This window comes from Paenibacillus sp. FSL K6-0276 (assembly GCF_037977235.1).
In the GTDB taxonomy this organism is placed as follows: domain Bacteria; phylum Bacillota; class Bacilli; order Paenibacillales; family Paenibacillaceae; genus Paenibacillus_AQ.
Genome location: NZ_CP150276.1, coordinates 1,176,570 through 1,199,387, shown reverse-complemented (window position 1 = coordinate 1,199,387; position 22,818 = coordinate 1,176,570). Strand labels below are relative to the sequence as shown.

The 22,818-nt window shown below is 40.2% G+C and carries 20 protein-coding genes; 4 read left to right on the top strand and 16 right to left on the bottom strand.

Annotated features, from left to right (window positions below):
• Positions 1-63 precede the first annotated feature (63 nt).
• From MHH52_RS05325 to MHH52_RS05310, 4 genes are all read right to left on the bottom strand, one after another.
• Positions 64-591, bottom strand: a complete 528-nt coding sequence (locus MHH52_RS05325; protein ID WP_340007094.1) for a GNAT family N-acetyltransferase — start codon at positions 589-591, stop codon at positions 64-66.
• 458 nt (positions 592-1,049) lie between these two features.
• The gene (locus tag MHH52_RS05320) at positions 1,050-1,811 is read right to left on the bottom strand and encodes a hypothetical protein (protein ID WP_340007092.1); all 762 of its coding nucleotides are present in this window, start codon (positions 1,809-1,811) and stop codon (positions 1,050-1,052) included.
• Between the two features lie 385 nt (positions 1,812-2,196).
• A complete protein-coding gene (locus MHH52_RS05315; RefSeq protein ID WP_340007091.1) occupies positions 2,197-3,408 on the bottom strand; it encodes an MFS transporter in 1,212 nt (403 codons plus the stop codon).
• Positions 3,409-3,419: 11 nt separating this feature from the next.
• Positions 3,420-3,872: a MarR family transcriptional regulator gene (locus MHH52_RS05310; RefSeq protein WP_340007089.1), complete on the bottom strand. Its 453-nt coding sequence runs from the start codon at positions 3,870-3,872 to the stop codon at positions 3,420-3,422.
• A gap of 279 nt (positions 3,873-4,151) precedes the next feature.
• On the opposite strand from MHH52_RS05310, the gene MHH52_RS05305 reads away from it, so the two are divergent.
• Positions 4,152-4,691, top strand: a complete 540-nt coding sequence (locus MHH52_RS05305; RefSeq protein ID WP_340007088.1) for an NADPH-dependent FMN reductase — start codon at positions 4,152-4,154, stop codon at positions 4,689-4,691.
• A gap of 515 nt (positions 4,692-5,206) precedes the next feature.
• A complete protein-coding gene (locus MHH52_RS05300; RefSeq protein ID WP_340003901.1) occupies positions 5,207-6,163 on the top strand; it encodes an IS30 family transposase in 957 nt (318 codons plus the stop codon).
• Positions 6,164-6,240: 77 nt separating this feature from the next.
• On the opposite strand, the gene MHH52_RS05295 is transcribed toward MHH52_RS05300, so the two are convergent.
• The 3 genes from MHH52_RS05295 to MHH52_RS05285 all read right to left on the bottom strand — a co-directional run bounded on the left by MHH52_RS05295 (position 6,241) and on the right by MHH52_RS05285 (position 9,372).
• Positions 6,241-6,846 (bottom strand): flavin reductase family protein, encoded by a 606-nt coding sequence (locus MHH52_RS05295; protein ID WP_340007086.1) that lies wholly within the window; start codon positions 6,844-6,846, stop codon positions 6,241-6,243.
• A gap of 17 nt (positions 6,847-6,863) precedes the next feature.
• Positions 6,864-7,841 (bottom strand): ring-cleaving dioxygenase, encoded by a 978-nt coding sequence (locus MHH52_RS05290; protein WP_340007085.1) that lies wholly within the window; start codon positions 7,839-7,841, stop codon positions 6,864-6,866.
• A 289-nt stretch (positions 7,842-8,130) separates the two neighbouring features.
• Positions 8,131-9,372: a Zn-dependent hydrolase gene (locus MHH52_RS05285; RefSeq protein ID WP_340007084.1), complete on the bottom strand. Its 1,242-nt coding sequence runs from the start codon at positions 9,370-9,372 to the stop codon at positions 8,131-8,133.
• Positions 9,373-9,493: 121 nt separating this feature from the next.
• Here MHH52_RS05285 and MHH52_RS05280 point away from each other — a divergent pair, with 121 nt between their 5' ends.
• Positions 9,494-10,366, top strand: coding sequence for an alpha/beta hydrolase (locus tag MHH52_RS05280; protein ID WP_340007082.1), 873 nt, complete (start codon positions 9,494-9,496; stop codon positions 10,364-10,366).
• 163 nt (positions 10,367-10,529) lie between these two features.
• On the opposite strand, the gene MHH52_RS05275 is transcribed toward MHH52_RS05280, so the two are convergent.
• From MHH52_RS05275 to MHH52_RS05245, 7 genes are all read right to left on the bottom strand, one after another.
• On the bottom strand, positions 10,530-10,982 hold the full coding sequence (locus MHH52_RS05275; RefSeq protein ID WP_042124600.1) for a nucleoside deaminase: 453 nt from the start codon (positions 10,980-10,982) through the stop codon (positions 10,530-10,532).
• A 15-nt stretch (positions 10,983-10,997) separates the two neighbouring features.
• Complete coding sequence (locus tag MHH52_RS05270) at positions 10,998-12,452, bottom strand: cytosine permease (protein ID WP_340007081.1); 1,455 nt, start codon at positions 12,450-12,452, stop codon at positions 10,998-11,000.
• 23 nt (positions 12,453-12,475) lie between these two features.
• Positions 12,476-13,426 carry a carbamate kinase gene (gene arcC / locus MHH52_RS05265; RefSeq protein WP_340007079.1) on the bottom strand — a complete coding sequence of 317 codons (951 nt, stop codon included), beginning with the start codon at positions 13,424-13,426 and terminating at the stop codon, positions 12,476-12,478.
• A gap of 31 nt (positions 13,427-13,457) precedes the next feature.
• Positions 13,458-14,618 (bottom strand): tetratricopeptide repeat protein, encoded by a 1,161-nt coding sequence (locus MHH52_RS05260; protein ID WP_340007077.1) that lies wholly within the window; start codon positions 14,616-14,618, stop codon positions 13,458-13,460.
• Between the two features lie 87 nt (positions 14,619-14,705).
• A complete protein-coding gene (locus MHH52_RS05255) occupies positions 14,706-16,133 on the bottom strand; it encodes a DUF1116 domain-containing protein (protein ID WP_340007076.1) in 1,428 nt (475 codons plus the stop codon).
• A 2-nt stretch (positions 16,134-16,135) separates the two neighbouring features.
• The gene (fdrA, locus tag MHH52_RS05250) at positions 16,136-17,683 is read right to left on the bottom strand and encodes an acyl-CoA synthetase FdrA (RefSeq protein ID WP_340007075.1); all 1,548 of its coding nucleotides are present in this window, start codon (positions 17,681-17,683) and stop codon (positions 16,136-16,138) included.
• A 15-nt stretch (positions 17,684-17,698) separates the two neighbouring features.
• Complete coding sequence (locus MHH52_RS05245) at positions 17,699-18,565, bottom strand: DUF2877 domain-containing protein (protein WP_340007073.1); 867 nt, start codon at positions 18,563-18,565, stop codon at positions 17,699-17,701.
• A 264-nt stretch (positions 18,566-18,829) separates the two neighbouring features.
• Between MHH52_RS05245 and MHH52_RS05240 the strand changes: the two genes are divergently transcribed.
• Entirely contained in the window at positions 18,830-20,524 is a 1,695-nt protein-coding gene (locus MHH52_RS05240; RefSeq protein WP_340007071.1) for a PucR family transcriptional regulator ligand-binding domain-containing protein, read from the top strand.
• Between the two features lie 86 nt (positions 20,525-20,610).
• Here MHH52_RS05240 and MHH52_RS05235 read toward each other — a convergent pair whose 3' ends face one another.
• Both MHH52_RS05235 and MHH52_RS05230 read right to left on the bottom strand, forming a co-directional pair.
• Complete coding sequence (locus MHH52_RS05235; protein ID WP_340007068.1) at positions 20,611-21,810, bottom strand: MFS transporter; 1,200 nt, start codon at positions 21,808-21,810, stop codon at positions 20,611-20,613.
• A 190-nt stretch (positions 21,811-22,000) separates the two neighbouring features.
• A complete protein-coding gene (locus MHH52_RS05230) occupies positions 22,001-22,777 on the bottom strand; it encodes a DeoR/GlpR family DNA-binding transcription regulator (RefSeq protein WP_340007066.1) in 777 nt (258 codons plus the stop codon).
• Positions 22,778-22,818 lie beyond the last annotated feature (41 nt).

Here is a 22,818-nt window from a genome sequence, read left to right as displayed (position 1 = left end):
AACTCCTTTTGGTACAAGTCGGATAGACCAACATATGATTGAGGAAAAATAATTATAACTCTCTTACAAATTCTTCCCTTTATATAGATTCAGCTCCAAGCTCATAAAGTCCTCATCCAGATAGCTATCCTCCAGCTTCATCGCATTTCGCTCTGTCCCATAAAGGATGAATCCAAGCGACTCGTATAGTTTTTTCGCTGGAACATTGCTGGATACCACGCTGAGATTGAGTATCTCCAAGCCAGGAAGCTGTTCTGCTCTTGTGATCAGTTCCTTCATTAGAGCATACCCTACCCGCTGTCCTCGAGCTTTCTGGTCCACATACATGGCCACTACATTTCCTTTATGCCGGATCTTTGATCTGCTCTCACGAACAAAAGTCACCACACCAACCAATTCACCATTTTCAGTAAAGCCACCCAGCGTAAAATGTTCCTCGCTTAGGGTCAGTCTACTCTGCGTTGTCTCTATCGGCATATCTTTTTCCGCTTCATAGCTGCTCAAGAAAGCTTCAGGATGTTCCTGTAGAGACTGTAGGCGAATGGTCCGATAGATCTCCGCATCGGCAGAATTCAATAGACGAACATTCAAAATCACAACCTCCTTTGTACAATTAAAAATGAATTTTTTAAATCATATCTAATTCTCCTGTCAGAAGCAATCCAAAGTGAACTTATTAATTGGAGAATAAGTTGGCGGTCTGCTCTAGATTCTGCTAACGAGCACCAATGTATCATTAGCGATGAATGAAACTTTTTCAGGCCTATGTTTGATGGAGTGGAGACTATAGCAAGGCTGAAATATTTTAGGGAAAACCTCCCTATAATTACCAAATAAATACTGAAAATCATTGATTTTAGGGAATTCCTCCCTATAAATCAGTCAAAATCGTTATTAATGATCAAAATCAGCCATATTATAGGGAGTATTTCCCTAAATATGCTTCTGTTAGCTATGAATTTCAAAATTATAGGGAGGTTTTCCCTAAAACTCTGAAATCCAGCTCTCCATTTACTACAATGACATATAGACAACTTCGACTAATCTATCTACATAGCGTTGATAAGCAATGCTATATCATCCTCAATCAGCTTCAAAGCATTTCTCCAGAAATCGACGGAATGAACATCCACGTCCATAGTCTTCGCTACATCAGCAATACGACTGTAGGCTTCAGCCTCAGCTTCATAAGCTACTTTTCTTAATGCAGCATTATTCTCGTAGGCCATACTTTTTAGCTCCGCTAGGGTCACTTGTCTGGTTTCACTTTCCACCACGATATCTGCAAGTGTACTCGAAATCCTCTCCATGTAGAGTCTGCTCCATGCTTTGGAACCTGTGCTCTGCATTCTGGTGATAGCTACTTCGACCTCTTCACTCAACTCATAGCGAGACTGTAACAGGAGTTCCTTCAAATAGAATTGATGTTCCATTAGGTAAGGCGAGCTGGCGATAAGCATATCCAAATGATCACAAGAGCTGACCCAGCGCTTAAAACCTACAACTACCCCGGTAACCTCTGAATTCAAATTCTCAATATCATCAGCAAGATTCATGGCTTCCTCGCTGCTATTATCCGCACTAAGCGTTAACTCTGCAAAAGCTAATAAGCATACATATACGCTTTTATAATCGTTGTAGAGTCTTAAAAATTCCTCGACAGGAGCGACCGTAACATTCGTCCCCTTCAGATTGTTCTCGGCCCACAGCTTTAAATCTTGTATATGTTGACTGAGTAGCTCGCGATCCCCTCTCAACTTCTCTGATTCAAACGAAGGGTATAAGCTATCCAAATTCCATGTCATATTCATTCGAAAACTTCTCCCCTACTTCATTGGCCATCTCCATATTTCTTCATTATACCGTCCTTAGCGGATAAAATCTGTACACTACCTATGCTTTCAGTAGGGCGTAAGAACACAAAAAAAGGACCCCGCCAACGTCCGGCAGGGTCAAAGTCTATATATAAGGGGGTTATGTGATTACTATAACCCTCTTAGCTTAAAAGAATATGAATAGTAGATAAAGATTGGCTTAATCTGACGATCTCTGCCCTCTTCATCCACAAAAAAGGACCCTGCCAACGTCCGGCAGGGTCAAGGTCTATATTTAAGGGGGTTATGTGATTACTATAACCCTCTTAGCTTAAAACGATATGAATAGTAACTAAAGATTAGCTTAATCTGAAAACATCTCTTATTGACTTAAGGCTGAAGGGTGATTTCTAGCCTTAGTAATCTGAATCCCAATATATATCATAAGGAACAACACCATGAATCCAGCAGAATAACGATACATTAACCCATAATTGGTTGCCGCAGAGATTATTCCAAGAATAATAGCCCCACCGGCTACCCCTAGATCCGTTGAGTTATAAAACATACTGTTAGCCATACCATATTGTGCAGGTGTTGAGGTCCGAAGCATCCAGGCCTGTATAGTAGGCTGGATGGCTCCAAACCCGAGTCCATATAGCAGCGCTGATAGGATGAGCATTGGCATGGAAGTCGTATACGAAAGTACCGTCAAGCTCGCGACGACACAAACCGCTGCGGGAATCAGAACAGCAGCAGGTCCTCTTTTATCAAACAATCTGCCGGAAATAGGTCTAATAATGATGATCGTAATCGCGTTAAATAAGAAGAACAAACCCACTTGCTCTAAATGTACCGATTCACCGAACAAAGCGATAAAGCTTAGCAATCCCCCGTAGGTAATCGCCAACATGACGTTCAGTATTGCGGGCAATACTAACTGTGTATTAAAAGGAACCTTCTGGTGTTGCGAGGATTCACTTGAATTTGGGACAGGTCGTTTTTTCGGCACTGCTGGAAGTGAGCGTGAGAAGAACAGAACTGGAAATGCAAGAAGCAAAGTGAACGTTCCGACCATAGCCAGAGTTCCGAACCCCGATTGTTTCATTACGTTTAAGCCAATCATAGGACCAATTGACATCGCAAGACTGGTAGATAAGCCGAAATAACCTATGCCTTCACCCATTCTTTTGCTAGGAATAATCTGTGATACAATCGTTGGAATAATCGTACTGCCGATCCCGAACCCAATTCCATAACCTACGCGCATCAGAAGCAGTGACCCGATCGAATCTGCTACAACATAAAGTCCGGTTATAACCACCGCTATAGCTAAACCAATATATAATAATACATTACGGCTAACCTTCCGCATCAGAAAAGCAGTCATAAAACGCGAGGCAATTGCAGATAATGCGAATACGCTTGTAACTAGGCTGACCATAATATCTCCGACTTGAAATTCTCCTTTTACGTAAGACGGAAATGAAGATAGCAGCATCTGTAAATTCATAAATAATAATAAAGCACTAATCGTTAAAGCAATAAAAGATTTGGTCCAAAGTTTCGTACGCGGTTCTTGTTGGCCTGACATAAATTACGTTCCTACTCTCCATCATTTATTTGATCTATATGACTATTTATTCTTAGAAGCAGCTCCATGAGCAGCTCATATTCGTTACTAGAAATACATTTCTTAATCTCATTTGTGACCTGACCCTCAATAGGAAAGGTTTCCTTAATAAGGGTTCTTCCTATTTCCGTAATATAAACCTTAAAAGAACGTCGATCATTCTCTCCGGTTCTTTTATAGATCAGTCCTTTCCCCTCCAAGTGGTCCAGAATTCTCGTCGTAGTTGGTTTATCCTTACCCAAACGCTCCGCGATGTCCTTCTGAATTAGCCCTTCCGTTCTGTCTACTTGAAAAAGGACTGACCATTGCTCTGGTGTTATATCATACTCTTTTAGCCCATTTTGAAATAACGCGCTTAATTTACGATAAGTCGTTCCCATCATAAATCCTAACGAAAGTTCGGATTGGTTATGCTTTGTCGTCATGAGTGAACCCCTTCTCATTATCTTCTTATTAAATAGTTGCTTAGACAATTATATTCTAGACAACTAAATTTGTAAAGGTGATACAAAATTATAAACTAACTATTATTAAGTTGCTTGACAAAGTAAACTTAATCCGGTATTATTATCTCATGTTAAAGATACTTAACTTAAAGACAACTAGAGCTTAGCACTCTTAAGATTATTTATTTGAAGGTTGTGTAATTCATGGGGTTTCTAAACAAACTATTTGGTAGAACAAAAATCGAGGAGGAACAAACAATGTCAAAATTAAACATCGGAATTATTCTAGGAAGTACTCGTCAAGGTCGTTTAAGCCCACAAGTAGGAGAATGGGTTAAAAAGGTTGCAGATGCACGTGGAGATGCTAATTATGAGATCGTAGATATCGCGGACTTCAAACTTCCACTTATGGGAGAGGTAGATGCCACTGAGCAAGCAACTGCTTGGAATACAAAGCTTGCTTCGTTAGACGGTTTCGTATTTATCGTTCAAGAATACAACCACAGTATTTCCGCATCACTGAAAAATGCACTCGATTACGCACGTGAAGCTTGGAACAACAAAGCAGCGGGTATCGTAAGTTATGGTTCCGTAGGCGGCGCTCGTGCAGCTGAACATTTACGTGGAATCTTGGGAGAACTGTCTGTAGCAGACGTTCGTGTACATCCAGCCCTGTCACTGTTCACTGATTTCGAGAACGGAGCAGTGTTCAAACCAGCAGACCTGCACCTTACCAATGTGAATGGCATGCTTGATCAAGTATTGGCTTGGAGCGGTGCGCTGAAGACTCTTCGTTAAGATCAATCCCCTTTAATATTATGAAATACACCTCTTGGAATAGACATTGGATAAACCTATGGTTTGTCCGGTCGATTCTAGGGGGTGTATTTTTTGTGTGATGAAATGACCATCCAGTGTAGAATCCAATCTGGTATAATCGGCGAGGATTTCATTCTACAGTAAGGGGAATGGTACAGAATTCATCTGGAGCTGTAATGACGTTACTCTTGTTCATCTTGTTCATATGTTCCATACTCTCTTTTACATACCTCAAGTTCATTAAAGAAAGTGAAGTTCAACGTATTCAAAGAGCGGGATAAAGCCTGTGCTGCAGTTCTGGAAACAACCGGGCAATTCTTTTACGACTTTGCTATGTCCAGTAACGCCAGATTGCGGACGAACTCTAGCAGTGTGAAACTATATTTTCTTATGACGGATTGTAATATGAAGTGCGACAGCTAAACAGAGAAAGCCCATGGGGATTCGTGTAGAATGAAGTTACCACACACCATTCACACAAGGAGAATCACACCATGGGTTACACTCATCTTAGCATAACGGAGCGAAGCAAACTAGAAGTACTATACGGATTGGGATGGTCTAGTCGAGCGATTGGGGCAGAACTTGGACGTCATCACTCCGTCATTGCCAGAGAACGGAAGCGAGGAGGCAAGGGAAATACCTATCTTGCTGAGACCGCTCAGATCGCGTATAGCGAACGTCGACAAGGGAGTAAGTCGACAGGTCGTTTCACCGCGGAACTGGCCGGAGAGATCAATGAGAAACTCCGACTTACCTGGTCGCCCGAGCAGATTGCTGAACAGCGTAGAGCCAGTGGTCAACCCTTCGTATGCTTCAAGACGATCTACCGTTGGCTATATGCAGGTCGTCTGGTTGCAGGCGAAGTAAAGGTGCTACGGCATAAGGGTAAACGACGTAAACCACTGGAGACACGTGGTCGATTCCTCGTGGGGAAAACCATTAGTCAACGGCCAAAGGGAGTACGAAAGAGAGATTCCTTCGGGCACTGGGAACTAGATACGGTGGTTTCCAGCCGAGGAAAAAGCCGTGCTTGTGCCGCGACCTTTATCGAGCGCAAGACACGGATGTATCTGGCCGTAAAGATGCCCGACCGTACCGCTCATTCGATGGAGATCGCCTTTGGTGTTGTGGCTAGCCAGTATCCGCAAGAAACTTTCCGAACGGCTACTGCGGATCGAGGAAAGGAATTCGCCTGCTATAGCGCTCTGGAAGCCTTTCATGGACTGGATGTCTACTTTGCTGATCCCTACTCGTCCTGGCAACGAGGGTCTAACGAGAATGGCAACGGACTCCTTCGAGAGTTCTTTCCCAAAGGCCATGATTTTGCACAAGTTTCAGATGAGGAGCTTGCCCACGCCCTAGATCTCATCAACCACCGCCCCCGGAAATGTCTGGGGTGGAAGTCTGCTCACGAATCTTTCATGTCCGAAGTGTCGCACTTAGCTTGACAATCCGTCTTATAATATAAAAATAGACCTGCTTCGTACGTGTCATCACATACTGAACAGGTCTATTCTGTATTCGTTTATTCCGGTCTTTCTATTGAAAATATCTCACCAAGTGTTGCGTAATTCGATCCCGCCAAACGACTCACAGCGTTTAGAGCTCTCGGGTCAATCCGACCCTCCTGATAGATCGATTCATCGATATGAAACTGAACAATTTCGCCGATGAATAAGTCACTCCCAGGTTCTTCTCCCCCTAGAGGAATAGCTTGTACTAGCTTGCATTCAATACGAACCTTCGCTTCTAATACGCCAGGCACAGCTACACTTTTACTTTGGACCGGTGTAAGATTCGCTAGTTCAATTTCACTTTCTGTTGCTGGTATTGAGGCAGCGGTTTGATTGATCTTCCCAACATTCTCAGCATCTACAATATGCACAACAAACTGATGATTGTTATAGATATTACGGGCTGTATCTTTTAATCGCCCCGCTGGTCTTTGAATAGACAGTGAAACCATCGGAGGATTGGATGAGACGATATTAAAATAGCTGAACGGTGCACCATTCAAGATGCCCTCCTCTGATTGTGTGGTGACAAAGGCAATGGGCCTAGGAATTACAGTACCAATTAATAATTTATAATTTTCCCGCTCACTATTTTGTTTTGGATCAATCGAAATCAATCTCCCCAGCTCCTTCTTCACTCTTTCACGAAATCGATCGTGCTTCTTACGGTATCAATAGGGCGTACTAATTTCTCAATTTGCTCACGTTTAGGCTCCAAGAATGGTGGCAATGAAAGCTTCTCTCCAACCGTTTCGTATTCCTCATCTCCCATAAATCCAGGACCATCTGTCGCAAGCTCGAACAAAATTTGTGGAGCAATACGTGTATACAGCGACTCGAAGAAATGACGATCCACATAACCCGAGGTCTGGAATCCAAAACCTTCAAAACGCTCTGTCCATTCATCTAGCATTGCCCGATCTTCTACTCGGAAAGCAGCATGGTGAACAGTACCAAAACCTTGACGCGAATTCGGCAAGTCCTCGTTATGCTCTACAATAATTTGCGCGCCATTTCCGCCCTCGCCGACTTCAAACAAATGATAAGCATCTTCCTGACCGATTTCTTTAAACAACATGACTTTTTCCAAAACTTCTTTAAAGTAGTTGAAATCAGCTATTCGCACAAAGATCGGTCCCAAACCTGTTATCGCAAACTCTAAAGGAATCGGTCCTTTTTGCCATGGTGTGCCTGATGCAACCCCTTCATTAAATTCATCCGAGATAAGTTGATATTGTTGGTCATCAAAATCTACAAAGGATAAAGTCTTCTTGCCAAACTGCTCTTTAATTCCGGTATGCTTCACTCCTAGGCGATCAAAACGCTTTACCCAGTAGTCTAATGCTGCATCTGTTGGTACTCGGAAGGATGTCTTGGCGATCTCATTGGTTCCGTGTACACCTTTAGGAATGTTAGGGAAGTCAAAGAACGTCATATCCGTTCCGGCATTGCCCTTATCATCTGCAAAAAACAAGTGATACGTTTGAATATCGTCTTGGTTGACGGTCTTCTTTACTAGACGCATTCCCAATACGTAAGTAAAGAACTCATAGTTTTTCTCTGCGCTGCTTGTGATGGCTGTTACGTGGTGAATCCCTTTTAAATTTCTCATTATTATACACTCCTAAAGTTTAGTTTGATTTTATAATATAATTCCCTAGATCAAGAAAGATTAATTAAAATATCTTAACGTTAAGATATTAGTCAAAAAATTTTCTTTCCACCATTTCATCCTATGTTTCACAGAACACTATTCCAGAAAATTATCTTTACATTAATTATCTTTATCTTAAGATAAATTTAACATACTCCTTTATTGTTGTCAACAAATCACTATAATAGATATGCAGAACAGCCTTGTTCAGTATGTGAAGAAACATATTGAGCAGGGCTGTTCTGTTTCAGGTTTGTCTTACGAACGCATAACGAAGAACAGCTTCCTCTAGGATATCAATCCCCATAATGATATCATCTAAATCCGTATATTCATTGGGATGATGACTAAGTCCATCTACGGAGGGTACAAAGATAAGCCCTACTGGACAAAGTCTGTTCATGTTCATGGCATCATGCCCTGCCCCACTGATCATCCGTTGATTTGATATCCCCTTCTCTTCACAAATTGATTCTAGAACATGACTGATCTCATCCGATAATAGGACAGGTTCCTCCGAAATGATTTCCGTACTCTCAATCTCAAGTTGTCTACTCTCTTGTACTGAAGATATCGTTTGATACAAATGGTCTAACACACGTTGCCTGGATATCACTGAAGTAGATCTGATATCAATTTTTAATTCAACCTCTCCAGGAACCACATTCATGGCGCCATTTAAGATATCTATCACCCCGAGGGTCGCAACGGTTCCAAAATCTTGTTCGAGTTTGGCTGCTTTTTCAAGCTCTAGTGCTATTTCTGAGGCACCTAGAAAAGCATCTTTTCTCATATTCATAGGTGTCGTTCCGGAGTGGGATGCTTTCCCCCATACTTGAATATGAAGCCTCACGGGTGCAGCAATTCCAGTCACAATACCAATCTTCTTATTATTGTTTATTAAGACGGGACCTTGCTCGATATGTAGTTCGAAAAACGCTTTTAATTCTTCATTCCCTCTACTCGCCTGATCAATACTGTTATAATCTAGTGCGCATAGCGAAAATGCCTTTTCCATGGTAATCCCATCTTTATCCTTTAAATGTTTGTATTTTTCCTTCTGAAATAACCCTGCCATTACTTTGCTGCCTACTGTTGAAATACCAAACCGCGAGGATTCTTCACAGGCAAATGAAATAATTTCGATGGGATGATCCGTTTCAATCCCTTTTTCATTTAGACGTTTGATCACTTCCAAAGCAGCCGTTACACCTACTACCCCATCGTATTTCCCTCCTTGGTAAACCGTATCCAAGTGAGAGCCCATTACAACAGGCGGAAGTCCCTCTATTTTCCCATTTCTTCTAGCAATCACATTTCCGCAATGATCCATTCGGATGTCTAAGTTTTCAGCCTTACACATCCGCATAAAAGCACTCGTGCATGTCTGCTCTTCATTTGTATAGGCAATTCTAGTGATGCCCTTGTCACCCGAGTTATATTGATTAATATTATCAAATAAATCCTGATATCTTCTCTTTCTATCCATGCCAATATCTCCAATCCTGGGTATTCATGATTATGGTTTCATCAAAATTCGTGAATGATATACAATAGAGGTAGTGCTAATCTTTAAAAATCACTTACTTGATGAGGTGTAATGGATAGTTATGAAGAAGACCATTATTTTTAAAGAAAATTATCAATTTACAATTAAGGCTGATTTTCATGAAACAAACCGTCCCCATGCCCCTACTATTGTATACATTCACGGAGGCGGCCTACTTTGGGGGGATAGAGATGATCTATCCGAGGAAATGATACAACTTTACACCAACAATGGCTTTGCGCTATTTTCGATTGACTATAGATTGGCCCCTAGATCAACACTTTCTGACATCCTTGAAGATGTCCAAGATAGCCTTCTTTGGTTAGTGAATGAAGGACCAAAACAATTCTCCATTGATCCCTCAAGGATTGCTGTGGTGGGAAGTTCGGCAGGTGGTTTCCTTGCCCTGTGCACAGGAATGTTTACCAACAAACCACGCGCGATTGTCTCCTTCTATGGATATGGTGATATTAGTGCACAATGGGCACTAGAACCAAGTAAATTCTATTGTGAAAAAGATAACGTCTCCATGGATATTGCAAAAAGAACAGTATCCGATCAAATTATTACGAACGCAAGCGTTGACGAGCGTTTTCTTCTCTATTTATATGCTAGACAATCCGGTCATTGGATTCAAGAAGTGACGGGCTTAAATCCTTCTCTACATAAGGAAGAACTCTTCAAATTCTGTCCTATTTATCATGTGACTAAAGACTTCCCTCCTACATTGTTATTGCACGGAACAAATGATGTAGATGTACCGTATGAGCAATCTGTATTTATGAGAGCTGCGCTAATGAAAGAAGGGGTAACCGCAAAGCTTATTACCATTCCTAATGGAGAGCATGTATTCGATAAAGATTTTGATAACCCTGTTGTGCAAAAGGCTCTTCATCAGGTGATTGATTTTCTCCAGCTTCATCTTGCAGAGTAAGTATGTAAAACAAGAAGAAACGACGTTGTCGTCTTTTAAAGACGATAACCGTTTCTCGTAGAAATATAAGGATAATGTATAGCGTGAAACTTATAAATTCTTATATTTGAACAGGAAAATCCGGCACTAAAATAGTGCCGGAAAATATATGATCATACATGAATTATTTCTTGTTTAATTCGTGGAAATGCGTCCATAAATGATCGCAATCTTCTCTAGCTTCCACTTTAATCATATTAACAACACTCTCATCATGACCCACAAAATATTCGCGAAGGTGAATGTCAGAGAAGCCATGCTCTTTCGCATCGTCTCTAGTGCTACAATAATGAACTTCTTTAACACCTGACCAAATAATAGCGCCCATACACATTGGACACGGTTCACAGGTTGCATAAATTACGCAATCCGATAAGTCCATGGTGTCTAACTTTTTACACGCTTCTCGGATAGCTACCATTTCTGCATGTGCAGAAGGATCCGTATCTCTCATCATTGTATTGCTAACCGCTGCAATCACTTCATCGCCTCGAACAATCGTTGCACCAAACGGGCCTCCAAATTTCTTGTTCATACCTTCGATCGTTGCGTCTACCGCCAATTTCATGTAATCCATTTCAAAATTCCTCCTCTAGTTTAATTGGGATGATTTTAGTGTTTTGCTAAAGATGGTGTATAGAACAAACGAAACAATTAAACCGCTGAAGAAAGCAAAATCATTCATACTAGCTAGGAAGGGTACACCCTTTAGAAACGCACCTGACATAGGAAGGATGAAGCTGACTGCTAGAACAGCCATTGCAACGGGATTGTAGCCATTCTTATATTCACCATTGCTGCCTGCTGGGACATAGATATGGTCAAGATTTAATACTCTTTTCCGATGAATAAAGAAGCTTGAAAGCATAATACCAGCAATTGGACCAAAGATGGACCCAATAAAGCTATAGAAGAAAAATAATGTCGTCGTACTTTCTACAAGCTTCCATGGTAAAATCAAAGTTCCAACAACGGCTGTTAAGACACCCGCAGTCTTTACAGTGAATTTTTTCGGGAAAAGAGATGACATTTGCAAGCCAGCTGGCAATAAGTTTGCAAACACTACGAAGGCGATTGCTCCTACATTTAGCGCTAGAATCAACACAACAACAGCGAAAGTGTTTTCAATTTTATCAATGGCGTGTACGATATTGAAGATCGGCTCACCAAACGCAATTTCAGTACCCGCGATTAAAGCCACACAAGTGATGGCAAAAAGAATATAAGATAGGATAAAGCCTACTGGCAAGCCAATCATAGCCGCTCTTGGTGATTTCGCACGATGCGTGAAGTCCGACATATTAACAACAGGACCCGCCCAGTTAGATACTAATGCACTTACGCAAGCAATAAAGACCAATGGACTTGAACTTGGGTTCGCTGGTACATACTCTAAAATCGGGCCAAAACCTCCAGCAATCTTGATCGCCCAAACAGCAGCACCAATGATAAACACATATACTACTGGGGATGACCAGTTACCGAACTTACCTAATGTTTTCATTCCACCTAAGAACAACAGAACAGTCGCTGTCCAAAGAATTGCATAGGAGATCATTGTCGGGAATGCTAACCCGAATAGTGTAAAACCACCGCCTAAATCCATGTAATTCGGAATAAATCTCGCAAATATAACATTTAATGATTCTGCACCTACAACGGTAGTGGTTCCAAAGAATACTAATCCGGCAACAAGTCCACGTATTAATGCGGGTATAATAGCTCCTTTTACTCCAAAAGAATCTCGAAGCAACATCGCGAATGGAAGTCCATATTTGGATGCAGAATACCCATTTAAAGCATAAAACGCAGAGACAATAATCGCTGAAAGCATAACGGCAAAGAGCACCTGTGTTGTATCCAGTCCTAGGACGAAGAAACCTGCGACTGTCATATACGACATAATATTATGAACAGCGCCCATCCAGAGTGTTATATAGTTGGACATTCCCCAGTCTCTTTGCTCAGGCTTTTTGGGCAGTAATTCCTCACCGTAACCGTATGATTTGTACCTATCATAATTTTGTTCCAATTTTGCTTGATCCATATCTACACTTCCCCTCGCTTAAATTACTTCACGATATGAGTGCCTGCTTTTTCATTGATCGCATCTTTCAAGCTTTCCGGATTCGTAATAATAACTCGCGTTCCGCTTTTCTCTAAGAAGCTTAAACTCGCCTCAATTTTAGGCAGCATGCTTCCTGCTGGAAAGTGATTTTCTAGCACATATTGTTTGGTTTCATCAACCGTCATTTTGGAGAGTTCCTTTTGATTCGGCTTACCATAGTTGATGCAAACTCTAGAAACTCCCGTTGTAATAATCAACGTCTCCGCATGGATTTGTTCTGCTAAAAGACTCGTAGCAAAATCCTTATCGATTACTGCATCAATACCTTTGTACGTATTATCATCAGACTTCACGACTGCGATACCTCCACCACCCGCAGCGACAACGACAAAGCCCCCTTCGATTAATGACTTAATCGCATCTTTCTCCACAATATCTATAGGTCTTGGTGATGGAACCACTCTACGATACCCTCGGCCAGAGTCTTCTACAAAACTCCATTCAGGATGTTCTTTTTTCATTTCTTCAGCTTGTTCTAGGGAAAAGAAGGATCCAACTGGTTTCGTCGGATTCTTGAAATTAGGGTCTTCTGAACTTACTTCAACTTGCGTAATAACTGTAGCAACATTCTTATTGATCCCTCTAACTGCAAATTCGTTAATTAAAGCTTGTTGGATTAAATAACCTATCCCACCTTGTGTATCGGCTCCACAATTCACTAGTGGAACAGGAGACATACCTGCAATTTCATGTGCAATTTCAGATCTTCTTAGTCCAAATCCTACTTGTGGTCCATTACCGTGTGTAACGACGACATTGTAGCCCTCTTGAACCATATCAACAATATTAACGACAACTTCTTTTACTGCTTCAGATTGGTCATGAATCGAATCCAGGCCATTTTCCTTGACCAATGAGTTCCCGCCAATAGCAACGATTACAATTTCTTCCATTTAGTGCCTCCTATGTTGCAATTTTTATGATCTAACCGATTAATTCAAGGGATTGCTTTTTGTGTGAATGGTATAACGGATTGGTTGGATCATTCTTAATCGCGTTCTCGATGGCCTCAATGGCTTCTTCATGCTTACCTAGCGATCTTAGACTGTTCGCCTTATGGAAGGAGAAGTCATATCTATTCGGCTGAAGTGCTAGCAGTTTATCCATCTCGACAACTGCTTCTTCATGTCGCCCAAGTTCTCTTAAATAATTGGATTTGTGGTAGCGATAGAACGTTTCATTAGGCGCTAGCTCACATGCTTTATCATATTCCTGAAGAGCTTCCTCCGGTTTGTTCCACAGTCTTAAACAATTTGCTGTGTAAAAATAACATTCTAAATTAGCAGGATCAATCGATAAAACGCTTTCATAGCAATAAAGTGCCTCTTCGTATCTCTTTAATTCTTGCAAGAAATAACCTTTATAATAGATGAAGTCCAGGTTGTTAGGGTCCAATTCCAACGCTCTGTTAATGACGGATATGGCTTCTTCATATTGATCATTTTTAGCAAGAGCCTTTGCCTGCTTCACATATTCGTTATTTGCTTGAATGCTTTTTTCTAGAATCTTCACGACTTTATACTGACCGTTCTCTTCAGCACGTTGTAGGGATGAGAGCCCATCTCGATCAGGCAAATGCACATCTGCCCCCGCATGAACCAGCGCTTCAATAATGTCAGAATATAATCGACCACCATTCCCCAATATGACTGCCTCAAGCAGGGCTGACCAGCCTAAGTTGTTGACATGATTCACTGGAACCCCAGCATCAATACACACCTCTACGGTTTTCAAATAACCTTTTTCACTCGATGGTAACAGTGCTGTTCCTCCAAAACGATTAACGCTTTTCAAATCAGCTCCACCAGCAATCATGAGACGCAGGATTTCATAAAAACCATTTGCTGCTGAGCAAATAAACGGTGATAGTTGTGTAATATCTCTTGTGTTTACGTCACTTCCTGCCTCTATTAAACTTTTAGCAATAGCGATTTGATTGTTTTGAGTTGCCGCCATTAACGCTGTTCGTCCCGCAGCATCTTTATAATCAATGCTGGCACCTTCGTCTAACAGTTTCTCAACAAAAGTCAGTTCTCCCTGTTCACTCGCCTCAATAAGTTTTGTATTCAAGGATAGATTATCCAAAATTATTCACTCCCTCACAACCTAGCACGAGATGTTCGTCTAATTCGAAATAAGAATAGCGGTCCTATACAAGTTAGGACCCTCTTCTTATTTAATTTCTTCACTTAATGCAAGTAATGCTTTTTCAAATGCTTCAATTGGAGGGTTAACGATACCCGCACCAATCATTCCAATTCCTGCATCTTTATGTGCAATGGCTGTATTAATAATCGGCATAATTCCTGTTTGAATGACTTTTTGAATATCAATACCTGTTGGAATACCTATAAAGTCAAGCATTGGAATCGTCACGTTAGGATTCTCTATTGTTGTGATTTCTGCCATTTTTGTGGTGTAGCTGATTGCATCATCAACGGTACCACCCACAAGCGAAACAATGGCTGGTGCAGTTGCCATAGCAAATCCACCAATTCCATAGGTCTCTGTGATCGCACTGTCACCAATATCAAGACCAGAATCTTCTGGTTTGTATCCAGCAAACATAGGACCAATAACTTGTTGTGCAGGACCTGTAAACCACACGTTTCCAGCTATTCCACTCACGCGAATACCGAATTCCACTCCGTTACGAGCCATTGTGGTAACAATTGTACTATTCTCAATGCCATGAGCAGCATCAAGGGCACATTTACAAAGCGCCATCCATGTCGGACCTGAGAAATAGTCGCTGCTGCTAACGAATTCAAACACTTCTTTTTTCTGTTCAACAGTGAAATTCGTTTGGATAATATAAGGCGTTAGCGCTTGAATGAGCAGGGTTGTTCCAGCTACATTTCGGTTATGACATTCGTCGCCCATATGAAGCGCTTGTGACAGCATTAAGCGCAAATCAATTCCATTTGGACTTAGTTTCATCGCATCTCTTAAAATAGGACCTAATACATCACGCATCCAAATCAAACGATGGATAACACTCTCGTCATTGGCACCCATACGAAGGATTTTGGACATCTGCTCACTTAAATTTGTATAAGCAATATTTCCATAGGTTCTATTCTCAACAATATGCATAAACATGGAAGCCGATGTTACACCAGCCATGGAACCTACACAGTTATGTTCATGACATGGCGAGAAGATAATCTCTCCCGACGCGGCTAGTTCAGCTGCTTCTTCAATATTGGGGGCAAGTCCTTCAAATACAATGGCCCCTGTTACTGCGCCCTTCATCGGACCATTCATTTTGTCCCAAGTGATTGGTGGGCCAGCATGTAAAATCGTATTTTTCGTCATACCAGGAACTACATTAATCGCTTGGTCAAAGCCAATCAGTACCGGTTGCGAGTTAATAATTCTCTCAACGGCCGCCTTGTTAGCAGCTTCGATCTTATCTGTTACGCTTGGATCTTCAAGCTTATCAAGCGCAGCAATTAATTCTGGATTCCCTCTGCCTGGCGGCGTCCAATCCAAGTGAGTTACACTCGCGTTTTGTTTAAACAAATCATCTCTGAAATTCTCAATGCCTACATTAATGACATTTAGTTTATTCGTAAAAAGTTCATTGATTTTACTCATGACTATTCTCCTTTCACAACAAATTCTCTTGCTAGTAGACCTGCGTTCTGACTGCTGCTAGCGTGTGTAGCACCAGAAGCTAACAATTTATTAATTTGACCCTCAATATTTTGACTATCTAGCTCGGTTCCAAGAATGTATCCAATAACCTCCAGATGTCTACCTTCTTCTTCAGCTACTTGCTTCGCTTCGATAATCGCTGGAAGCATTGCGCCTACAGGATCTTCGTGTGCTCCGAAGCCTAGAACAAAGTCCATAACAATGACACCAACAGAAGGATCTTTCGCTTCTTGAATAAATCTTTCAATCCGAGTAGATGGATCTATCATTGGATGTGGCTTACCTTGTGTAAATTGATCGTCTCCAAAATCAATAAAGGTATGATCTTGGCTTACTCTAACGTCTTTTAAGCGATATTCAGGCTCTCTCTGAATGTTACTGTAGACATTGTCGAATTTCTCCATAGCAATGTGCATCGCTTCATCACAGAGCGTACCGCCACTAAATAGTCCACGGATATATTTTTGCTCAGGATTTAACTTCGCACGTACTTCTTCAATAAGCGGAAGATTTAACGCTCGTTTGTTAAGCTTGGATTCGTCTGCTCCAGCTAAAAGTACCGCCTTAAGTGCAGCTTCTTTTGACATTTTTGCAAAGTGACCGCCAGCTTGGGTGACCTTTTCTTCATTCCCACCCACAAACCAAACCACAACTGGTTTTTTACATTGTTTAATTTGTGCTAGTACTTTCTCTTCTACACTTGGTGCTGGAGGTTTAGATACAAGGACAATAACCTTTGTTGCATCGTCCTCTTCTAACGCTTTAATTCCAGCCAGCATCATAATGCCGCCAACTTCTTCACTTAGATCTCTACCGCCCGTACCGATCAACTGTGTGATTCCACCGCCAAATTCATGAATACGAACCGTTACCTCTTGGCTACCTGTTCCTGATGCGCCAACGATCCCGATATTGCCTTTTCTCACGGCATTTGCAAAGCATAAAGCGACATTACCAATAATCGCAGTACCACAGTCTGGTCCCATCATTAACAAGCCTTTTTCTTGTGCTAAAGTCTTTAATTGAATTTCATCTTCAATACTTACATTGTCGCTAAATAACATGACGTGAAGATTATTTTCAAGAGCTTTTCTTGCTTCTCTAGGAGCGTAACTCCCATTTACAGCAATAATCGCTAAATTAGCTTCAGGAATACCGTTTACAGCTGAGGTAATGGTTGAGTATTTAACCTCACTCTTTCCTTTAGATGAATCTTTCTTCTTCGTTAATAATTCATTGATACTTTCGAAAGCGCCCTCACACAGCTCTTCTGAGGCAGCCTTCACAATAATCACTAAGTCACTTGTTTTGGCACTTTCCACTTCAGGTGTCATCAAGCCCACATTTCTAATGACCTCTTTATTCATTTCAGTACCCATTGCAATAATGGCTTGTTCTACGATTTCGATCTGATTCGCTTTTGTTGAGAGTGACATCAAAGATACGGAATCGATATAAGTGTTTGGTTTTACTAAAACTTGAACAGTCATACTTGTACCTCCCATTTACATGTTCATTTCCAGCCCTGCAACAATTCCTAGGGCTATATCTGTACCCGAAGTGGATCCTATAGCCAATACCCTACGTAAAGACAATTTTAATTCCTCTTCGCTACCTCTAAATAAAGCCTCCATTAAGTCACTAATGGACTCTCTTACCAGACCAACTGCTGCTTTAGCTAATGCCATATAGCTGATGTCATTGGTTAAAGGCTTCGCATGTAAGACGACTTCTTCACAAAACGATTTGTGTGAAAAGTATCGATTATTCTCGATGTTGAAGACGGTAAACAATCCCACCAAGAAATCATCGCCGGCTGGTGTTAAGCCTGGTCCAAGGCCTATGAGTGAAGTTGCATGTGTGATTGCAGTAGACATTCGCTTGTTTTGCAATTCCAATACAAGTAACTGCGTCCGTTCATTAAGCATTTTAGACATTTCATCGTCAAAAGGATTACCACTTTTGAAAGCCCTTTCAAATCTGCTGTTATTTCCGTGGAGATTGATATATTGCTTCATTGTGAATACATTCATTTTTAAGACATCAGTTTCTGCAGGGTAGATGGGCAATACACAATTCCATTTCATAGCACCGTCCAGTGTTATAGACATCTTATTAGCAATCGTTAGAATCGAATGATCTGAACTTACATTATCATTCACTACAACATCTGCTTCTTCAAAGCTGTCTAAGTCAATAATAAGTGTATTAGGAGCATTATCTATTCCTTTACACGCAATAGTATACAAATCTCCACTATCCAAACATTGAATATTGAGTGTACGATTAAACGTGCTATGAACAAAACCATGAAACTTATGATGAATTATTCGCTGAATAAAATCGCCATCACCGTATTTTGCAAGTCTCACTAGAGTCACCTCTGTTTTAATTCCTTATATTTTCAAAAAGGTGATTGACCTCCTTTTCACTTCTAAAGTTGAATAAATGGATTGAATAATATAATTTGGTTACATCGTACAATAGTAACTATAAGCGTAATTACCTTACGCACTTAATATATAATATAGTAGTGGGGATCGTCATCGTTTAAGCGAACCAAAAACAGTGCATCCTATTTGTGCATGTTATACAAGCGAATGTGTTAAAAGTGTGTCTGAGGAGCGTGCCGAAAATTGCTAACCGTTAAAGACTTAATGAAAATCAAGGCTATAGAGGGAATAAAGATTGTTGCTGGAGAACAAGGAATTGATAAATCCATATCCATCGTTAACATTATTGAGAATCCCGATGCCTTTGACTGGCTTTCACCAAACGAACTACTTTTATCAACAGGCTATATCTTCAAAAATAATGTAGAATTACAAAATCGAATTATTAAGGAACTTGCAGAGCTTAACTGTTCAGGATTGGTTGTGAAAATGAAGCGGTACTTTGACAAGCTTCCTCAGAACATGATTGATGAAGCTAATAAGTATGGGTTACCACTTCTAGAACTGCCTTTTGAATATACACTTTCAAACGTGATCTCGATCATTAATGAGAAGGTTTCCGGAAGATATGATTTGCTCAATAGAAAAACTTTAGATGTACATAACTTGTTCTTCAAAATTACACTTGAAGGCGGCGGTATTGCAAAAATAACTTCCATGTTATCCGAAACGATCAGTAATCCTATTATTATCGTTGACAAGGATTGGCGATTATTGCATCACACAGAACATGCGAAGAACAACAGTCCTCTCGAGTATTATCTTGATTTTTCAAATCAACAGCCTGTTTTTAATAAAGAGTTCATCGATACCATTCCTACAAATCTAAATGAAATGAAAAAGTCTATTAAGAGGATTTATCATTCAGAAGGCGCTGAAATAAAATGTCCAGTTATTCCTGTCGCTGCTTCCAACTATATTTATGGATACATTGTTATTTGGCAGACGGTGCAAGAACTATCTGAATTTGATTACATTATTTTGCAGCAAGCCTCCACCATCATGGCACTCGAACTGATAAAAGCTAAGGAAATTAGCGAACTTGAAATACGAATTAAGCAGGACTCCATTGATGATTTACTCTCGGGGAAAATATCATCTCATGAAGCGCTGCAAACCTTATGTTATTTACATGGATTAAATCCGAGCTATATGTATTACAGTATGGTGATAAATATTGAAATGAATGAAGCAGACAAGTTTGAAGATATGATTATTGGAAAGTACAAAATGGAGTCCATTGCAAAAAAGTGTGTGGATATCATTTATGACTTGTCGCATCAAGCGATTGGAGAAATTAAGTGCTTTTATAGAAATAATAGAGTCATCATTCTAGTAGGACAAAATGAAGAAAAACCTCCTGTTTCGATTAGTGATGCCAAGCTATATGCAAATGAACTACTCGAGGTACTTATTCAAAGAACGAAGGAAACGCTCTTAATAGGCATTGGTCAGCAATACAGTACAATAAGCTCGTTACATAAAAGCTTTTCTGAGGCGAACGAAATGATTAAATTGATGCAACAAAAAAACCTTCAAAACAAGGTCTCACATTTCGAAGATTATTCGGTTTACCACCTGTTGGAAGCAAATATCAAAGTCGTTGCATTAGAAGAATTTTTCCGAAAGTGTCTAGGTAAAGTGTTTGATCATGATCAATTACATGGTACAAGTTATATGTTAACTTTAGAAAATTACTTTATTAACAATCTTAATGTCACGGAAACTTCAAAGGCCATGTTTTTGCACAGAAACACGCTTATCTATCGAATTGAGAAAATAAAGGAAATACTAAATCTGGACTTAAAGCATTCCGAAGAATTACTGCGAATTCAATTAGCATTAAAGATATTTAGTATTTTAAATAAAACGATTTGAGTATAAATAAGCTCCTCTTACAGCAGCAGGTTTAATTATTTCACCTGTCTACCGTATGGGGAGCATAATTTACTACTTGTTCATGTTTATACATACTCATTTCGACCAGACAACATTCCAAACGTCATCACGACTCCAGAAATAACGATCAGTGTGATAAGTGGAATCGTCCACACCTGGGTCATATCGTATAAATACCCGATCAATATAGGTCCAATTGCTGCAAGCATGTATCCCGTTGATTGAGCCATTCCAGATAATTCTGCAGCTTGATTTCCATTTCGGGCACGAATTCCGATATAACTTAAGGCCAGTGGAAAATTCCCTCCTAAAGCGATACCAATTAAGATAATACTTATGATCATTATTGGATAAGATGAGCCCATCCATAGTCCACCATAACCAACAATGGAGCACATGCCTAATGCGAATGCAATCCACACTTGAGAGCGTAGTCGTCCTGCAAGAATAGGAACAAGAAAACTAGCAGGTACGCCAACAATTTGTGTGAAGGATAGTAACCAGCCTGCTGTACCCCTACTTATGCCATAGTTATATAAGATTTCAGGTAACCAAGACATCGTTATATAAAATAATGAAGACTGAAATCCCATGAATAAGGCTATTTTCCAAGCGAGTGGTGAACGCCAGATTTGCTTAGCGCTGATACTTACGCTTTTTACTGCATTACCTTTTGCTGGATTTAACCTAAGAAGAAGGATCCAGACCAAGATCGCTATGATTGCCGGAACTCCCCATACAATTAAAGCTCCCTCCCACCCAAGCTTGAGATCATTGGCTAGAGGAATACTAATACCTGATGCTAACGATGCGAACAATCCCATTGAAGTGGAATATACACTTGTCATCAGACCGAACTTTTGTGGGAATTTCTCCTTCACAACTACCGGCAATAGAACATTCCCGATGGCTATACCTACTCCAACCAATAACGTTCCGAAGAAAATAAAGAGCGTCATTGAAATGGAACGAATGCAAATACCGACTAAAAGAACAATCAAACCTAACAATAGCGTCTTCTCATTGGATAAACGAGTAGCTATTTTGGGTACGAGAGACGACATTACAGCGAAGGATATTAAAGGTATACTCATTAATAAACCCGCACTCCAATGTGCTAGCCCCACCTCTTCTTGAATAATGCCCACTAATGGACCTACGGATGTAATAGCAGGTCGTAAATTAAATGCTACCAGTACAATCCCTGTAATGAGTAAAACGATATATAATGATTTCTTGTTGTCTTGTGTCCGTGGTGAATTCAAAAACTAAATCTCCCTTCAAATAATCAAATGCCAAATGATCTGCAGAATGTAGCATTAGTTATAACATATAAGAAACGAGTTTAAAAGAATAAAGTAACAAGAGACTTACAACACAAGATTAGAGGCATTCGGCTTCAAAGGCAAAAATCAAACAGCGCGCACCGATTGAGTATCGGCACGCGCTGAATTTCTAAGCTAGATATAGAGAAATATTTAATTGTTTGATTTTCTCAATCCACTCTTCTGATAAACCTCTATCGGTTACAATAGCATCAAAATCATTTAACGAAGCAAAGTAGGTGGATTTAACCATATCAAACTTAGAGGAATCAATCACTAAAATTTTCTCAAGGGCACAATTAATTGCCGCATTTTTGGTGTCCACTTCACAACTGTTCGTGCAAGTAATACCTAATTTAGCATTAACTCCAGCAGCAGAAATAAATGCTTTTGTTGTTCGTGTTCTACTTATTAAATCCAAACCTTCTCTGCTTTCAAACATTTGAAGTTCCGGACGGTAATGACCACCGATAAGAATAAAATCCTTAAATCCTTTTTTATGAATCTCAAGTAAGGCGTTCATAGTGCAGCAAACAATTTCTACAGAGCTATTTGACGGAATATGTTCGATGATTTGAGCGGTTGTTGTACCAATGTCAATAAAAATAATATCGTTAGGCTCAATTAATGAAGCTGCTAACTTTGCTATATTATATTTTTCTGATGCTCGATTATTTTTTTGAGTTGTCAAATCATATTCATCTTGTTTATTCTCATTTGGGTCAGAACCATTATAAATAACTGCACCTGAAACAACTTGCACGATTTTATTTTCTTTTAGATATTTAATATCTCGGCGAACAGTCATTTCTGTGACATCAAGTTGATGTGAAAGCTCTTTGATGGATGCGCCACTTTTATTTTTTAGGATTGATACAATTGTATTTACTCTCTCTTGCTTATCCATACCGGTTCATCCTAACTACTAATAATAAAGTATAATTATCA

Bases quoted from the DNA above. Each gene is read 5' to 3' on its own strand.
- MHH52_RS05320 (WP_340007092.1), bottom strand. From the start codon at position 1,811: ATGAATATGACATGGAATTTGGATAGCTTATACCCTTCGTTTGAATCA.
- MHH52_RS05315 (WP_340007091.1), bottom strand. From the start codon at position 3,408: ATGTCAGGCCAACAAGAACCGCGTACGAAACTTTGGACCAAATCTTTT.
- MHH52_RS05310 (WP_340007089.1), bottom strand. From the start codon at position 3,872: ATGACGACAAAGCATAACCAATCCGAACTTTCGTTAGGATTTATGATG.
- MHH52_RS05305 (WP_340007088.1), top strand. From the start codon at position 4,152: ATGTCAAAATTAAACATCGGAATTATTCTAGGAAGTACTCGTCAAGGT.
- MHH52_RS05300 (WP_340003901.1), top strand. From the start codon at position 5,207: ATGGGTTACACTCATCTTAGCATAACGGAGCGAAGCAAACTAGAAGTA.
- MHH52_RS05290 (WP_340007085.1), bottom strand. From the start codon at position 7,841: ATGAGAAATTTAAAAGGGATTCACCACGTAACAGCCATCACAAGCAGC.
- MHH52_RS05285 (WP_340007084.1), bottom strand. From the start codon at position 9,372: ATGGATAGAAAGAGAAGATATCAGGATTTATTTGATAATATTAATCAA.
- MHH52_RS05280 (WP_340007082.1), top strand. From the start codon at position 9,494: ATGAAGAAGACCATTATTTTTAAAGAAAATTATCAATTTACAATTAAG.
- MHH52_RS05275 (WP_042124600.1), bottom strand. From the start codon at position 10,982: ATGGATTACATGAAATTGGCGGTAGACGCAACGATCGAAGGTATGAAC.
- MHH52_RS05270 (WP_340007081.1), bottom strand. From the start codon at position 12,452: ATGGATCAAGCAAAATTGGAACAAAATTATGATAGGTACAAATCATAC.
- arcC (WP_340007079.1), bottom strand. From the start codon at position 13,426: ATGGAAGAAATTGTAATCGTTGCTATTGGCGGGAACTCATTGGTCAAG.
- MHH52_RS05255 (WP_340007076.1), bottom strand. From the start codon at position 16,133: ATGAGTAAAATCAATGAACTTTTTACGAATAAACTAAATGTCATTAAT.
- fdrA (WP_340007075.1), bottom strand. From the start codon at position 17,683: ATGACTGTTCAAGTTTTAGTAAAACCAAACACTTATATCGATTCCGTA.
- MHH52_RS05230 (WP_340007066.1), bottom strand. From the start codon at position 22,777: ATGGATAAGCAAGAGAGAGTAAATACAATTGTATCAATCCTAAAAAAT.